General features: G+C 65.6%; 13 protein-coding genes. 2 read left to right on the top strand and 11 right to left on the bottom strand.

Going from position 1 to position 16036, the window contains the following annotated elements:
• Positions 1–8: 8 nt before the first annotated feature.
• The 10 genes from JZ791_RS00970 to JZ791_RS00925 all read right to left on the bottom strand — a co-directional run bounded on the left by JZ791_RS00970 (position 9) and on the right by JZ791_RS00925 (position 10339).
• Positions 9–692, bottom strand: coding sequence for a DUF8175 domain-containg protein (locus JZ791_RS00970; protein ID WP_216892149.1), 684 nt, complete (start codon positions 690–692; stop codon positions 9–11).
• Between the two features lie 185 nt (positions 693–877).
• Complete coding sequence (locus JZ791_RS00965; RefSeq protein ID WP_216892148.1) at positions 878–1351, bottom strand: hypothetical protein; 474 nt, start codon at positions 1349–1351, stop codon at positions 878–880.
• A gap of 11 nt (positions 1352–1362) precedes the next feature.
• Complete coding sequence (locus JZ791_RS00960; protein WP_216892147.1) at positions 1363–1659, bottom strand: hypothetical protein; 297 nt, start codon at positions 1657–1659, stop codon at positions 1363–1365.
• 28 nt (positions 1660–1687) lie between these two features.
• Positions 1688–2203, bottom strand: a complete 516-nt coding sequence (locus tag JZ791_RS00955) for a hypothetical protein (RefSeq protein WP_216892146.1) — start codon at positions 2201–2203, stop codon at positions 1688–1690.
• A 64-nt stretch (positions 2204–2267) separates the two neighbouring features.
• Positions 2268–2825, bottom strand: coding sequence for a hypothetical protein (locus JZ791_RS00950; protein WP_216892145.1), 558 nt, complete (start codon positions 2823–2825; stop codon positions 2268–2270).
• A 98-nt stretch (positions 2826–2923) separates the two neighbouring features.
• Positions 2924–3967 carry a C40 family peptidase gene (locus tag JZ791_RS00945; protein WP_308162685.1) on the bottom strand — a complete coding sequence of 348 codons (1044 nt, stop codon included), beginning with the start codon at positions 3965–3967 and terminating at the stop codon, positions 2924–2926.
• A 314-nt stretch (positions 3968–4281) separates the two neighbouring features.
• Positions 4282–5538: a hypothetical protein gene (locus tag JZ791_RS00940; protein WP_216892144.1), complete on the bottom strand. Its 1257-nt coding sequence runs from the start codon at positions 5536–5538 to the stop codon at positions 4282–4284.
• 217 nt (positions 5539–5755) lie between these two features.
• Positions 5756–6814 (bottom strand): acyl-CoA thioesterase, encoded by a 1059-nt coding sequence (locus JZ791_RS00935; RefSeq protein WP_216892143.1) that lies wholly within the window; start codon positions 6812–6814, stop codon positions 5756–5758.
• 2 nt (positions 6815–6816) lie between these two features.
• Entirely contained in the window at positions 6817–8742 is a 1926-nt protein-coding gene (locus tag JZ791_RS00930) for an MFS transporter (RefSeq protein ID WP_216892142.1), read from the bottom strand.
• A 124-nt stretch (positions 8743–8866) separates the two neighbouring features.
• A complete protein-coding gene (locus JZ791_RS00925) occupies positions 8867–10339 on the bottom strand; it encodes a cutinase family protein (protein WP_216892141.1) in 1473 nt (490 codons plus the stop codon).
• A 1306-nt stretch (positions 10340–11645) separates the two neighbouring features.
• On the opposite strand from JZ791_RS00925, the gene JZ791_RS46355 reads away from it, so the two are divergent.
• Both JZ791_RS46355 and JZ791_RS00915 read left to right on the top strand, forming a co-directional pair.
• The gene (locus tag JZ791_RS46355) at positions 11646–14213 is read left to right on the top strand and encodes an AAA family ATPase (protein ID WP_216892140.1); all 2568 of its coding nucleotides are present in this window, start codon (positions 11646–11648) and stop codon (positions 14211–14213) included.
• Between the two features lie 602 nt (positions 14214–14815).
• Positions 14816–15376 carry a hypothetical protein gene (locus tag JZ791_RS00915; RefSeq protein WP_216892139.1) on the top strand — a complete coding sequence of 187 codons (561 nt, stop codon included), beginning with the start codon at positions 14816–14818 and terminating at the stop codon, positions 15374–15376.
• Positions 15377–15457: 81 nt separating this feature from the next.
• On the opposite strand, the gene JZ791_RS00910 is transcribed toward JZ791_RS00915, so the two are convergent.
• Complete coding sequence (locus JZ791_RS00910) at positions 15458–15865, bottom strand: helix-turn-helix transcriptional regulator (protein ID WP_216892138.1); 408 nt, start codon at positions 15863–15865, stop codon at positions 15458–15460.
• Positions 15866–16036: the final 171 nt, after the last annotated feature.

The following is a 16036-nucleotide window of genomic DNA, read 5'->3' as shown; positions in this document are numbered from 1 at the left end:
ACGGGACGCTACTGCAAAGAGGTGAACCCGGCCAGGCTCGTCGAGTTCGGCAACGCGTCCAATCCCGACTGCGGCTGGTACTGCCAGCCGTCCTGCGTCCAGACCACCGCGCGAGCCTGGAAGTCGTAGCCACCCTGTCTCGAGGGGATCGCGAAGTAGAGCGCCGCGAATGTTGGTGACCAGGAGTCGAATCGGTAGGCCACAGGCGGGGCGAACGCCGCGACGAGCTGGTCGGCGGTGAACTGGCGCACCTGGGCGATGTCCACGCGGATTTCCTGTTGCACATCGAGTGGGGCGTGTACCCGCGAGAGCAGGCCCTCGGTATCGGGATCGGTCAGCAACCGGGTCGACAGTTGCCAGGCCGCCAGCACCGCTCCCTGCGGAGTATCGCTGAACCCGATCGGCTGCGGGCCGTCCATCCCGGTCGGGCCATCGGATGCGCTGAACGGCAACCGAACCCCGTTGACCAGTCTCCACTCCAGCCCCATCGAAGCCTGCTGTGTCGGGCGTGGCATCGAGATCACCGGAATCGACGAAGACCGCGCGCCGCTGGCGGCCGAGGAGCCGGCGATCGACCTGGACGACACCGACCACGCGATCAGTCCGATCACGATCACCGCGGCCACAATCACGACCGCCAGCCATTTCCACCGTCGCGGTCGCCGCTGCCGGAACTCGCGAGTTGTGAACATCGTGTTTCTCCCCTCCCTCGATACTACGGCATCCCGATCCGGTGACGCCGCTATCGATTCGCATCTCGAACCGGTCATGCACAGTGGCCGGCTGTGGCCGCCGGTCCCCGCTCCACCACGCCTTGGCTAACGAAAAGTACTCTCGTGCAGTCGAATTCCCGCCTCTTGCCATGACCCTACCCGCCTCACAGCACCATCGATAAGATGGTGGCGGCGCTGCCGGAGATGACGGTCGCCAGCAACACAGCTGGCAGCGAATCCAACGCGCGACGGGATTGTTCACTGCGCCAGCGCGACCCGATCACGAGCATGGCCGCGATCGTCAGCAGGCCCAAGACTCCCGCGATGACGGCCGCCGTGCGCATCCATCCGAGCACATCCGTGACGAACGAGTTCATGTCGCGCGGTGCGCCGGCCGGATCTCCGCCGAACCGATTCCAGTCCGGTGCACCGGTTTTCGCCGGCTCGATCGGCACTTCGCTCTCGCCACCGCCAGTGCCGCCGCTCGGCACCTGTGTCGGAGGCTGCGGCGGGTGCGAGGTCGGCGCCGTCATTCCGGGCGGCGTAATCCCCGGCAGTGCAGGCGGTATCGGCTGCGCTTGCGCTGCGCCGACTGCCGCAATCACAGTCAGGCCCGTCACCACAATGGTGACGGCCACCGAGCGCGTGGTCACTGGAAGGCCTGGATCAGAGCTGCCGCGCCGCCGGTGAGCACGACTCCGAGCACGACGAACGGCAGGTGCCCGAGCGCGTTCTTGGCGGTGTCCGAGCGGCCACGCAAGCCTATGAACAGCATTCCGGCCACGGCCAAGGTGCCCAGCACCGCCAACCCCAAGGCCAGGGTCTTGGCCCAACTGATCACATCGTTGAGCCTGTCTCCGAGCTGGCCGGGCAGCGGCTTGGGCGGCGGGTCGGGCACCGATACCTGTTGGGCCAGAGTGTCCACCAAATGCCAGAGCATCAGCATGGGCGCACCTTTTTCATTATCGATCCAGTCACGACGCCGTCCTCCTGATCGAGCTCGGTGGTGTCGTAGGTTGCGAGGCCCCTCGTCGCGCCGACATCGCCTCGATGAGCGCCGCGATCAAGTCCTGACGGAACCTCCGCGCTGGCAAAGCCCACTTCTCGCCGGCCACGACACTGGTAGCCAGCAGCTCCCAGGGGTTGTCGCTGGCCGCCAGCGGAGCGCACCATCCCAGCTCCAGCACCGGCACGCCGAGGTTGTCCCGCGCCATCGCCAGCCGCTGACGCACCACGGCAGGCCACCGATCCCCGCTATCGGCCACCACAGCCATCACCGGCGCGTCGACCATTTGACCCGCAGTGCCGATCGCCCACCCGACCGACACCGCCGTCGTGCGGGTTACCAACACATCCACCTGCTGCGCCCCATCGGCTGCGACCACTCCGACGTCGCAACCGCCGATCAGATAGGCCACCGTCGTCGTACCCGCGCCACCGCTGATCCCGCCGACCTCGGGTGTGCGCCACTGAGCATCCGGCGCGCTCACGCCACGCCGTCCGCGAATCGGGCCCATGCGGCCGAAAGTGTCAAAGAGGATCGAACTCTGTTGCTCATCGCACACTCACCTCCGTGACCTGCCATTGGACGCCGTCGCGAATCAGGCTCAGCGCCACCACGGTTCGCCGGTCCGGCAGCGGACCTTTCGGTGTGACCAGGTGTTCGGTGACTTCGAGCAGCCGATCGGCCCGAGTTGCGCTGTCGGGCGGGCCGCTCTCGTCGGCCGGGCGTATATCGTTGGCGCCCACGGTGATCGCTGCCTGTTGGGCGGTCAATGACAGCCAGTCGGCGCCGGGGCCGGTCTTCGGCGGGAAGTCCCGGATAGCCAGGCAGTAGGGGGCGGCCAGCAGCGGGCACGCGCGAAGTCGCGCGGCGTGCGGCGACGAGTCGATCCGGGTGTCTGTGGTGAACCAGATGCGGACCACGGCCGCGGCTACGGCCGAGGCGTCGGAGCGGTTGAGCCCGGCCAGGTCCAGTGGCAGAGTGCCCGAGGCTGACGGCGGGGTGGACGGGAATTCAGCGCCCCTGTTTTCCGCAGGGATGGTGAACGACGCTGTGACGCCTGTCGCCGACGGGACGCGCGATGCACATGCTGTGGCAACCCCGATCACGACCGCAACCAGCGACACAACAACGGTTACTCGCCTCGTGGCGGCGACCTGAGAACCCGAAATCTTCGGTGAGAAAAGGTATCTTGCGGAGGACGAATTCATCCGTACCTCCGCACGTCGACTGGGCCCAACGATGCGAGCGAGGCGCGCGAGACAACGCCGCCTGACTCGGGTGCCTGTAGGATCTGCCCGCCTCCGATGTAGATCGCTTCGTGGTCGGGATGTCCGCCGGCGGGGAACACGATGTCTCCCGGCTGTGCCTGATCTACCGGAACCACGTGTCCGCGTGGGTCATTGAGCTGGTCGACGGTGTAGTGCGGCAGTACGATCCGGCCGCCGGATGCTGCGGCGACCGCGTAGACGACGAGCCCAGAACAGTCGAACCCGACCTTGTTGTAGTCGCCGTAGGAATCGGCGACGCCGCCGTCGTGCTGTCCTTGAGTCGGGCCGGACGGACCGCCGCCGCCCCAGGCATAAGGTGCGCCCTGCCACGCCGAGGCCGCGGCGACAACCGTCGACCCGAAACCTCCTGTGCCCCAGTCACCCACGTCGGCCGGTGCGGACAGGCTGGTGTACTTGAGCATGCGCGCTTTCACGCTGGGCACGTAGTCGTCGGTCTCGCCATTGCCGACATCCGAGCCGCCCGCGGCCAGTACGCAGCCGTAGCCGCAGTTGTAGGCCGCCAGAATGATGTCGGTGATGTCGCCGTGGATGCGACCGGAGGCCAAGTCCTGCTCGGCGCGGGCGGCGATCCGGCAGTCGTAGGTCGCCTGGGCCATGATCGCGTCGGCGCCGTCGAACGGCGAGGCTGTACCGCTGCCATCGGCATCGACCGCGACCGACGGCCAGGTCCCCGGCATGAACTGACTGAGCCCCTGCGCCCCGGCTTTCGACACCGCGTTGGGGTCCCAGTTGGATTCCTGCTCGATCTGGGCGGCGATCAGCGGCGCGGAGACTTCCGGGCATACCGTCGCGGCCTGTTGGACCCATCGCTCGTACTGCTGCGGCACAGTGCCGGGCGCCAACGTGCGTTGCTGGGACGCTCCTCGGCCCGTGTCGCCGGCGAGCATGAACATCAGGACCAGCACCGGAACCACCATGACGGCCAGGACCACGACCAAGCCGACCGTCCATATCCGCACCGCGAGCCCACCGTCCCCCGCCTACGTCCGATCAGCGATGTCGCGGCACAGCACGGCGAACGGCCGTGGTTCGAACTCTCTCTCATCGATTGCACACCGTCCTTCTTTCGTGTCGAACAACTGATGTCCCCGCCCAGGAAACCTCGAAGACTTTCCGGTTGACTCGTCGAAATAGTCGCTACCGCAGGGTCTTTCAGCATCGGAGTCCTGCCCCGACTGTCTCGGTAGGTACGGACACGAACGCGCTGCGACGGCCGGATTGAACACGCGCGGTCCGACCGGCCGGGGGCAGTCACTATGCGAGTCAGCGATGTTCACCGCACTACCGCCTGCACGGCGGCCAGTGCGTTGTTGGCCGCGCCAGCCAGCGGACCCAGTTCCTGGGCGGTGAATGGCGGGTGATGGCCGACCACATCCGCGACCGCGTTGGCTACCGCTGCGGTGGCAGGTGCGGCCTTCGCCGCGACCACCACATCGTGCACTGCTGCGCCCACCGCTCCGCTGACCTGCGCGGCACCGGGCAAGGATCCGAGCGCGGCTCCAGCTGCCGCGCCCGCATTCGCGACGGCATCGAGTGCCTGCTCACCGCCAGGTTGTGCCTGCACCCAGTGCACGGTCTGCTCCGCGGCGTGCACACCGGCACCGGTGACCTGCTTCACCTGGGCGTGTACATCCGGTATCGGAGCGGCGGGTGGTCTGGGTGCCGGGACGGGGCGCCTTTTCGGGGGCGGTGGGGCATCCGAGCCGTCACCCGCTGTAGCAATCACCGCTGCGGCACCGCCAACGAGGGCGGTCGCGGTGCCGCCGATGATCGCTACCGGGATTCCGGTCGCGACCGCGCCGGCTACTGCGCCGATCGCCGTCCCGGCAATCCCGGAGGTCACCGTCCCGAACACCGGCACCGGTATGAGGGTGCCAACTCCGGCGCCGACGATGCCGCCGATCGTGCTGCCGATCAAAGCCCCGGCGACTGCGGCCGGGATGCCCGTCACCAGCGCGCCCGCTCCGAATCCGACGCCGGCGCACAGCACTCCCGCCGTCGCCATGCGGTCCGATCTCGACGGGTCGAATCCGACTGAATCGAAAAAGCTGTCGGTATCGCGTTGCCATCCGGCCACATAAGAGTTGATCTTCCATGCCAGGTCTGCCGGAACCCATTGTGGCCTCGGGAATTTCACGTCACCGACGCCGATGTAGTCCGCTGGCGGCGGCACGATCACCTTCGTGGGCGGTACCGGCGCGGGCGCATGTAGCCGGCCGAGGTCTTGTCCCAGCGTGGTATTCGGTTCGGTCGAGGGTGTGGGTGGGTTGCGGTAGTCCGTCGGCGCGTAGGTCGGCGGATCAGGGACGAGATCACCCACCAGGCTGTGATCCGGTGGCCGTGGTGGGGGTGTCGGAGCCGGGGACGACACTCCCGGCTGCTCAGCTGGAACTGGAGTCACCCCGGGCTGCTGGGCAGGCTCGGTCACTCCCGGCTGGTCGGTCGCGGAGGCCGAACCACTTTCGAGAACCGCTGTCACCGGCAGCGCCGCGGCCAGCACGTATACCGCTGTCGTGCGTAGCCGGATCATTCCTGCTGCTCCCGCTCTGCTGTACACGATGGGCGGAGAGGTCCAATAACAGACGGGATGCTTTGTCCTGCACTCTGACCGGGATTGTCATCGCCTGCATGTGCGCTGGGCTCGCGCGGCAATGACCGGCGAGGTGAGTGGTAGATCCCGAGACCGATCACGGCTATCACAATCAGCGCGTACAGCCCGGCGATGATTGCGGCAAAGATGTTGTGGCTCACAGTGTCTCGCTTACGACGGTGTGGCCCGGCTCGTCCTCACCACGGTCTGCGGGCATCGCGCTCGGTAGGTTGTCCAGGTGCCTGCGCAAACTCGCGACACCCCAGGTGTCAGCTTTTCGGGGGCTCTGTTCTGTAGTTGCGGCACCGGGGTGAGCGCGCACGGCGCTGTCGTGTTGGGGGTAGGCCAGTACCACGTCTTCCTGGCTGATGCTGGCGATCTGTTCCCCGCTGCGTGAATGAAACCAGCCGGTGACCAGCGCACGGCTGCCCTCTGCGGTCGGCGATGTCGTCGTGTAGAGAGTCCAGTCGTCCAGTCGTGGCGGCCGGTGGAGCCACAGCGAGTGGTTCAGAGTTGCCGGCACGATGCGGTCCACGCCCCACGCCAGCCCATGTCTGGTGATGATCGGATCCAGCGGTGTCATGTCACTGGCCCACGCCAGCACGGCAGCGTGGATGAGAGGGTCGTCCGGCAGCGGGCCGTCGGCACGCATCCACGCCCGGCACACGCCGGCCCTGCGGCCTTGCTGCTGCAGTTCCCAGGGCGTTGCGTCGGTATAGCGAATGTCGATCGGGTGCAGGCTCTTGACGAACATCGACAGTCGGTCTTCGAGCCCGGCAAATGATTCGGTTACCCGTCTGAGGTCTTCTGGAGGCGGCACGGGCGGCATCACCACCGAGTGTTCGAGCCCTCGGCGGGCGGACTGGAATCCGGCGAGTATCACCGCCAGGACGTCCTCGCCCTGGCGTGCGGTGACGAGCCGATCGGCAAGAGTGCGCTCGTCCCGCAACCGCTCGACGGCGTAGTTGATCGGCATGTGGACATCCCCGGGCCGAATGAACTGGATGTGGAGCGCATGCAGCGGCCGCGTGCGATAGGAGGTGACGGTGCGCCCGGCCGCGACGGCGGCCTGCGCGAGCAATTGACCGCCGAAGGTGCGCTGCCACACCTTGTGCGGATGACTGCCGACGAAGGTGTCGGCACCGGCCGCCTCGAGGTCCAGGACATCGAGCATTGCCACGAAATCGGCCGTCGGAACAGGTATGTACGGCGGCATTGTCAGTCCTCCGATCTGGCGGGCGCATGCTGTGCGGCGGAGTGCGGACTGCCGGGTGGTGGATCCTGTGGTGCTCGCGGCTCGACTGGCGAAGACGCCGGGAGCCGGATTGCGACGGCAAGGAGTGCCGCGACAAGCACCACCACGGCGGTCACTGCGAACAGCCGGTGAATCGACTCGATGTACTCGAGACCACGGGGGCCGGAGGTGAGCATGGCGGCAAGGACTGCGACGCCCAGCGCCGTGCCGGTCTGACGGCTGGACAGGCCCATGCCCAGGCCCGCACTGACCTCGGAGGTGGGCACGGTCGCCGCCGTGATGATCGACAGCCCGGTCACTGTGGCGCCGACTCCGACTCCCAATACCACTGCCAGCGGCCACCACAGCGGCAGATCCCTTGTTACACCGAAGGTTTGGCTCGCACAGACAGCGCAAACCGCGGCGACAAATCCCATCCCGACCGCACACAGCGATCCGGCCCGGCGCGCGAGCGCGCCACGCCCGCATATCGTCGCGGACACCATCGCCACCAGCCCGATCACGCCGATGCAGCCTGCGGCTTGCAGGAGGGTCAACCACCAAATCTGCTGCAAGAAAACAGGAATCGCGAGCAGGAAGACGCCCATCACGAATCCCAGTCCGGTGTTGACCACCGTCGACAGCGCGTACGGCACCGATCTCCACAGCCGCACCGGCAGCGCCGGCCGAGCATGGGTATGGCCGCGCCGGCACGCTATTCCGCAGCCCACCATCCCGACCGCGAGCAACACGATGACGAGCGGGCTGGCCATTCCTCCCCACTCGTGTCCTTGGGTCAGCGCCGCCACCAATGCGGCGATGCCACCGCTCAATGCCGCAACACCGATCAGGTCAGGTGGCTCACGCCGCCGACCATGAGCGGGCGGCAGGACCACCGCGCCGAGCACGAGCAGAATCACGCTCACCGGCACGTTGACCAGGAAAATCGCTCGCCATCCCCACAGTGAGACCAGCGCCGCGCCGACCGCCGGGCCTACCGCGGCTGCCAAGGCGCCCGTGGCCGCCCACGCGCCGATCGCGTTCGCCGCGCGCTTCGCGGGAACGCTCGCCAGCAGCGCCCCCAACGCTGCGGGCAGGACCAACGCCGCCGCCGCGCCCTGTCCGATCCGCCCCGTAATCAGCACGGCAGCAGTCGGTGCGAGCGCGCACACCATCGAGGTGACGGCGAATCCGATCACTCCCCACAGCAGCACCCGCCGGTGTCCGAGGGTATCGGCCCAACGGCCCGCGGCGGCGAGCAAAGCAGCGAAGGCCACTGCGTAGCCGCTGACGACCCATGTCAGTTGCGCACCCGCTGTGGGAAACTGAGCAGCCATCGACCCGTAGGTCATATTCACGATCGCCGTGTCCAGAAATCCCAGAAATGTTGCGGTGCAGGCGATCACCAGAGTCCAGGCTGGCCGTAGCGGCGGGGTCCGGTTCGAGCCAGACGACCAGAGCGCTTCGTATATCAATTGCCCGTCGGCGGGGATCAGTTCCGGGTGCCCGGCCGACAATCGGCGCATGGTTTCGGCGCCGAGATCGGCGGTGTGCGAGTTGGTCGGAAACTCCTCTTGCATCGCATGGAGTTGATCGAACTCCTTCTGGTAGGCAGTCCGATTGGGATGTGCTTGCTGGAAGGCGGGACTGGCGCGCCATGCGCGAAAGTCATCGATCGCCTCCCACACGGTGATGGAGGCGAACACCGCAGCCTCCGACCCTGCCACGCGCACGAGCTGGAATTCTTGTAGCCCGGCGACTCCATCCAGTGTGCTGAGCGCCGCGCGGAACGAGTCTCGGATCCACGTCTCGAGCGGAGCCGGACCACGGATGACGTTCACCACCGTCACCCCGGCGCGCGCCGACTCGGGCTGCGAACAAGCTGCTGACGGGATGTTCGCTGGGGTCATCGCAGATCTCCGATCAGGTCTCGCTCGGTCTTCGAAAACCGGTGCAGCGCTTGATCGACTGCTGCCCATACGACCTGCGGCGTGTCGGTGATGGCGCATCGGGGCGCTGCCGGGCGGACGGCGCTCACCGGCGTGGACCCGAGGCGAGGTCATGGGAGATCGCGGCGAACCAGTTTCCGGCTTGTTGTGCGGCGCCGTCGGTGCCGTATCCGGTGTGGTCGGTCACCACACCGGCGTAGCGAGCCAGCACGGCGGGATTGACGATGTCGGAGTTAGCAGCCACGTTCGCGCCGATCGCCGCGCCGACCTGAGCGGCAAGCGCCGGAATCTGGCGCAGTGGGTCGCCAGCGATCGCGGCCGCCGCACGGTCGAGCTTGCCGGATGCCAGCCGCGTCTGCTGCGCGGTCGGCGCGGGAGTGCGTGGGTCTGCTGCCTCGGCAACACGTTCGGAGACTGTTTGCCCGGGGTGGTAATTGACCTGCCCGTTGTCGATCTGAACGTCGTCGAGCACAACCTGAGTACTCGCCTTCGCCGCAGTGGTTGCCCATGCCGCTCCGAGAGACTGCACAGCGGTGATCGGATTGCTCAGATTCGATTGAGCGGCCAGCTCGGCGGCCGTTCGTAGTGCCGCAGCGTGTTCTGGTGCGTCGCAACTGAGGTCACCTGGCGAGCAGAATTCGCCGACTCGGCCAGCAAGTTGACCGAACCCTGTTGCATCCGGATCGATTCCGCCGCTGTCCGGTACCGGAGCCAGCCGAATGGCAGAGACTGCCGCGCCGTCGGTGCCTGGTGCTGGATCGGGAGTCATCTGGCCGGTCCGCCCCGGAAAGGTTTGCGCTCCAGGTGGTCTCGTCCAGTCCGATAGAGTCGCGACCCCCGCGATTCGATTCGGGTCTACGGGTCCGTGCCCGGCGCCAACCTGCCGCGCCCACGCCGAGGCCACTCCTGCGCCCTGGGAGAATCCGACGACTCCGATCTCAGTACTCGGGCATCGCGCCGCGATCTCGGCCGCGGTCGCACTCAGGCGGTTCTGGGCATCGGTTGCCGACTGGGCGAAGGTTTCGCCGTTGGGACCCGTTCCCGGCGCTCCGCCGAACGCCGCGGCATACGGGATGGTGAGGTGATCGACATCCACACCTCGAGTCAGTGGCCCGAATACCCGGCCGAGCATTCCGGTATTCGCGAAAGGATCTGCCGTAGTGCTCGATTCGGTTGTTCCCGCCACACCGAGTACGAAAAGGCCCGGACACTTGCCGGGCGGGAGGGGGACAGCACCGTCATCGGCAGCCGCGGCTCCTGTCGCTGCCATAACCGCAGCGGTACAAGCCGCGACGCCCCATGCCGCACGAAGAGACCTTCGTCGACGGCGGCGAGCAGCAGCGATTGCCTGCGGATCCAGGCACGCCGAATAACGGTCCAGGCGCCCAGGCGATTCGGTGACAAGAACAGCAGGGTGACGATGACGAACAGGTGTTTTGTCTCTCAGCAGGTCCCTGTCACCGGTGTGCGGCGAATGTACGGGTGCCTGTCCGATGGGGTCGTCGATGGCCGGGCCGGAGCGTTGAGACAGTTCGTCGATGATGGTGGCGCGTGGCAACGCATGTCCTCACTGGATAAACGTGCCCAGGTGATGCCCGCTTGCTGCGGCTAATGAATCCGGCCGCGCCAGCGGTGCCTGATCGGCAAAATTGCTGGGCACCAGGGATTTTCAGAGGATCAAACGTGGTGATGCACACGCTCGGGAAGGGGTAGGCAGGGTCGGTTCCTGCGCAGTTGGGACGCGGCCCCCGTGGGTGCGTGGGTGTGGGTGAGTTCCACGAGGGCCGCTCTCCGAACCTGTCGTTGTTCCGCAGGGGGTTACGGAATCGGAATGTACGACAGGACGACTTCGCCAACACTGATCAGCGCGTTCACTACCTGTTCCCCGATCCAGACGATGGTCGCGGGATCCACGGTTCCCTCCCTTCGAGTGTCGGTGCCGGATGCGGACCGCTATCGGTCCGACACCTCACCCTAAGTGGACTAAATGCGTACTGTCAATGGACTAATCGAGGTGGATTTGTAGTCTTAAGGGAAGGGTCCGCGGGAGCGGGCCATGGGTACATCCCATAGGAGGGACCGCTGACCAGACTGCGAACTGGAGAAATACCCCGAGGTCGGGGCAGGGGCCGATGGACTTCTACCGTCGGGTACCGGGGGGTGGCAACGGTGTCGTAGCCGGAGTGCCGCAGGGAGGTCGTGGGCGCCGGAGCCATCCCCGCCGACTCCCCCAGATCAACACCGGTGCGGATCGCCCGACAAGTTGAGATGCCTTGTTGAGCACCAGCATTCCTCGCCCCATGTGGCGGGCCGCTTCATATCGGCCCAGGCTCACGGTTTGCGCGTAGTGTGCACCGCTGCGTAATACGCATTGGACCGGGGCAAATACGTCATGCGGGATGATGACACCATTGGTATGTTGAGACCATCCGGTTTGTTGATGTGTCTTGATTAGGGTGAAAGGAGTGCCGTAGTGAGTCCCGAGCATGTGTCGCAATCGGACTCGGCGCGGAACTGCGACACCGACGAGGGACGAGAGACCTGGCTCGGCTACCTGAACAAGAATCGCTCGAAGTTCGTAGATGCTGGCCGACGTCTCACCGGCGGCCCCAGCACCTTCACGTGGAGGAGCAACGCGCAGTCGGCCGGCAAACGACAACAACCCGTCACGTTCGAATCCGACACGGTGCAGTACCGCCGGAGCGAGCGAAATATGCGAGACGACAATGACTTTCAGCCGATGAAGCCAGTTGATTCCCACAGGGGAGCCAGAGCCAAGTTTGGCGCGCCGTCGACTTCCATGAGGTCAGCGGACAGTCTTCTGACAAGACCGTACGTCTTGTTCGATAGAGAGGGTCGCCGGGGTGAGTGATCCCGGAGAGAGAAGAGTCAGCGCGCGCGGTACCGGACTTGCGTCGTCCGACGACGAGTTCGTCGGTCGGCACGACGAATTAGAGCAGATCAGCGCCCTGCTGATCAGCGGCTCCCGCCGCATGATCACCCTGGTAGGACCACCGGGGATCGGGAAGACGCGGCTGGCGGCCGAAGTTGTCCGCCGAGTCCGTGACGAAATGCGCGGCGGCGTGCGAGTGCACTGGGTCCGTTTGGCACGGTTGAGCGCGGAATCGGACTACGCGGCGATTGAACGCGAGACCGCGGCGGCGGTGATCCCTGCCGATTTCTCCGAGCGTTCGGCCTGGGACGCGCTGGTCGACACTTTGGACCAACGCGACTCGGACGGCAATGGTCAGCGCGTGGTGCTCGTGTTCGACAACTGCGAACACGTGATCGATGGCGTCCGATCGCTGATCGGGGAGCTGCTCGAGGCGATCACGAACCTGACGGTCGTGGCAACGAGCCTGAGCCAGATCGGCTGGGTCAACGAGCACATGGTGAATGTGCTGCCATTGAAAAAGTCCGAGGCGCTGACCCTGTTCTGGCAGCGCGCTGAACTCGTCGGCCGCGTCTCGACCGGCGAGGCCGAGAATGACATCGCGGCCGACATCTGCTGGCACATCCACCATTTCCCCCTTTTCATCCAACTGGCGGCCGCCCAACTGCGGCACCGGCCGCTCGCGCGGATCCACGCTGAGCTCACCGGCCGCGCGGACGACGACAAACGGATGCAATGGTCACGCGGCCCGCTCGCAGGAGCCGAAGAGCGGCACCGCAAGGTCACCGACGTCATCGCATGGGCCTACGACATGTGCACCGACGAGGAACAGCTGCTGTTCGAACGCCTCGCGGTGCTCGCGGCCGCTGGTGGCAGCAACCCCGACGACGCCAACACGGATGTGGGTGCTGAACTCGACGCGATCGAAGCCATCTGCGCTGACGACGAGCAGGAACTCGAGGGGGCGGACCGGCCGGCACTGTCCGGGTCCGAGATCGAAGGCATCCTGGAACTGCTGGCGGGCCGGTCACTGGTCGTGGTCCACATAACCACCACGTCCGTGCGGTATAGCTTGCTGGAAAGTCTGAGAATATTCGCGTGGGCCCGGCTCGCAGAGCGCGGGCCCGATGAGGCGACGCGATTGGTCCTGCGGCACCTGCAGTTCTACCGGCAGGAGGTCAATCGCGCTGCGGCCCAGTGGTTCGGTTCTTCCGAACGCGTGCATCTGACGTGGGCACTGGGCGCATGGTGCAACATCCTGACCGCGATCGAGAGCAGCAGTTCCCTGCCGGGCCAGGCCACTGCGGGGCTGGAAATTGTCGCCGGAGTGATCAAGCTACGGGTGCCGTTCGTCCGGGGATCGATACGCGAGATCCGAGAGCGCGCCGAGCGCTGCCTCGAGGCCAGTCGTGCCCTGACTCCGGAGCCCACCGAGCTGCAAATGTCGGTCAGGGCAACGCTGGCATGGCTCGCCGTGCGCCAGGGCCTCGACGCGAAGGGACCGATCGACGACTCTATGGCAGCCTACATGCCCGGTCCGGACATCACCGCGTGGCGAGATCACCCAGAGATCGACTTCGGCCAGCCGGCCATGGTGGACATGGCGGCGGGTACCGAAATGTTCATGTCGCAGCGTGATCCGCGAGCGATCGGCGTCCTGCTCCGAGCACGCGAGAAATACCACGATCAAGGCGATGACGGCGGCGAAGTGTTCGCCGCGATGTTCGCCGGTTTGGCGGCTGCCTTGCTCGGTTCGTTCGAAGAAGCCGACAGTATTTCCCTCGATGCCGTAGAACTCGTCGGTACCTCGGGCGCGGAGTGGGCGAAGTCCTGGGCGCAGCTGGCGGTAGCAGTCACCTGTATCAAGCACGGCGACCCCAGCGAGGGCGCCGACATACTGGTCAGCACGCTCACGTACCAGATGTCGGTGGGTGACCAATGGGGAGCGCACTGGTCGATTCTCCTGCGAACGTGGGCGCTGGCGCGACTCATCACCGGTGATGGCGACGACACCGATCGCGACAGGCACATCGCCACCGAGATAGCGCACCTCGCCGGCGGTGCCCAAACTCTGCGAGGCACGCTCGGAGTGAACATCGACACGATGGGCACTTTCGCCGACGAGACCGGCAAAGCCCTCGAGAAAGCGCGCCGGACACTCGGCGATGCCGCCTTCACCGCTGAATTCGCCCAGGGTCGTCAACTGAACCCCGATACCAACGAGGTGTATGAACTGGCACTGGGACAGCGGCGCCTCGATCCGGTCTCTCAGGACCCCTGGGAGTGGTTGAGTCCGACAGAGCAGCGAGTCGCTATTCACGTCGCGGCGGGTTTCTCGAATCCTGCAATCGGGCGGATCTTCGGACGCTCGCACAAGACGATCGACCGTCACGTGAGCTCGATACTCGGCAAACTGGAAATCCCGTCCCGAGAACAGGTCGGACGATACATCCCCAATCCGGTCAAACCTCAGATCAGTGCCCTGATCCGGCAGCAGATAGCACGAGAAACTGGCTCACAGCGCCAGGTGAAGCGGTAGCCGCGCTAACGGCCAGCACACGTTGCGGGGAACCGGCCTGAACGGGGCCCCAACGGGAGCTATGCCTCCCACCCATATCCCTCATCGCCATCTTCCCGCACCGGGAATCGACTGCGGCACGTTGGCCGATTTCCGAAACTTCCGCACATTCGATGAAGGTTCGAAACACCAGGTAGAGGGGCTGCGAGGTCGGATGCGCGCCAGATGGGTGGGAGGGTTTTTGGGTGTGTTGTGGGTGGCCTCTTATTTCCATTTTCTGGTGTCCGTGCGACAGTCGTGTCGTTCACGGCAAGACCGTCATATCAGGGAGAAGCACGCAAAAATCCTGACACCGCCACGTAATACACCGTCCTGTTCCGATATTCACACATAACGAATAGACGACCGATCCCAGCGAGTGCATCGATGTCACGCTGGGGATCCGGCATAGCCGCAAAGGAATTTCCGTGTCTCCTCCCACGTCGAACCGTGGCGTTCTGTGCTGTTCAGTGCCGCATTGGCGCTGCCATCCGCCCCTGAGAATGAGAGCGATCCCGCGTATCTGCGTTCGCCTTGGCGTCACCGCAGGGGGTGCGTCCCCATATGTCAGGTCCCATACCAGCGTGAACAGGGAGGAGAAAGCCCAGGTGAACCGAGTACGGCGCAGCAGAAGTCTGCCGCTGACGGGAAATCAGCATGGCCCGCTAATCGAGCGGCTGGCGTTGCCGCGAAACTGGACGGTCCCGGATCTCACCGCGGCAATGGCGCGCGAATGTGGTCACAGCATGCTGTGGGAGCCGCTACCTCACGGCGTCCCAACTGATCTGTGCGGGATGGAATTCGTCCGCGGACACCAGCGATTGGTGTTCCACCAGCCAGCGACGCGGCCCTTGCATCGGCGTGTGATCGCGCATGCTGCCGCTCACGTGCTGCTGGGTCACAGCGCGGCGATCGAGGTCGAGCCGGCCATGACGGCTATTGCGCTTGCCACGGGACTAGCACGCGGCACTACGGCCGAAATGCGGGTGTTACTGGCCAGCGCGGCTTTTCACAGTGCCGAAGTCGAGGCCGACGTGCTGGCCGAGCTGATGCTCGATCGATCGGCCAACGGTCGAGACGGTTCGAGTTCGTGCCGACACGGTACTGATCCCAGCCGCGTGCCGCATTGCGATGCTCACCAGTAGTAAGGGGCGCTGGGGAGCGCCTCGGCATGCGGGAGATTGCGGATGCGCGGGCCCGACTGGGGCCTGTCGCTGGCGACTGCCTCAGCCCTGGGATCCGAAGCGCGCCTTGACTCTGTCGACGATCTGGTCAATGACGTCCTGGGCGATGACGAATCCGTCTCCGCCCTGTTCCTTGCGGATGGCCGCACCGGAGATTCCGAGGTCATCGCGGAGTACTGCCAGTATCGCGTCGCGCCGCCGCACTTCCGCTTCGGTATATGTGGGTTCGTCGGACTTGGCGGCGAAGACCAGCTCGGTGTCGTTCAGCAGCGCGGGACGGGCCGTACCCGGCTGCAGACCGAGCACGTTTTCGAGTTTCGCCAACACCTCGTCGTTCGGTACCGGCCCACGTCCCTTCTCAATGCGGTTCAAGCGGTCGCGCGACGGCCCACCGGCTGCATAGGCCGCATCCAGTGAAAGGTCACGAACGAATTTCCGCGCGGCGTGCACGCGTCGCCCGAAATTCGTCAAGTACTCCTGGCTCACGCCACCCTCGTGCATAGTGCGGATGCTACCGCGAACAGACTGGTAATCGGAGCCTCATGACCGAGGCAGTTCCGAGGTTGCGCATGCACGCCATCACCTCCGGACTGTGGCACTCCTACCAAAACCTCTCCAAAT

The sequence above is a fragment of the Nocardia alni genome (genome assembly GCF_019038435.1).
Classification (GTDB): Bacteria; Actinomycetota; Actinomycetes; order Mycobacteriales; family Mycobacteriaceae; genus Nocardia; species Nocardia alni.
This window is presented reverse-complemented; position numbering and strand designations above follow the sequence as displayed.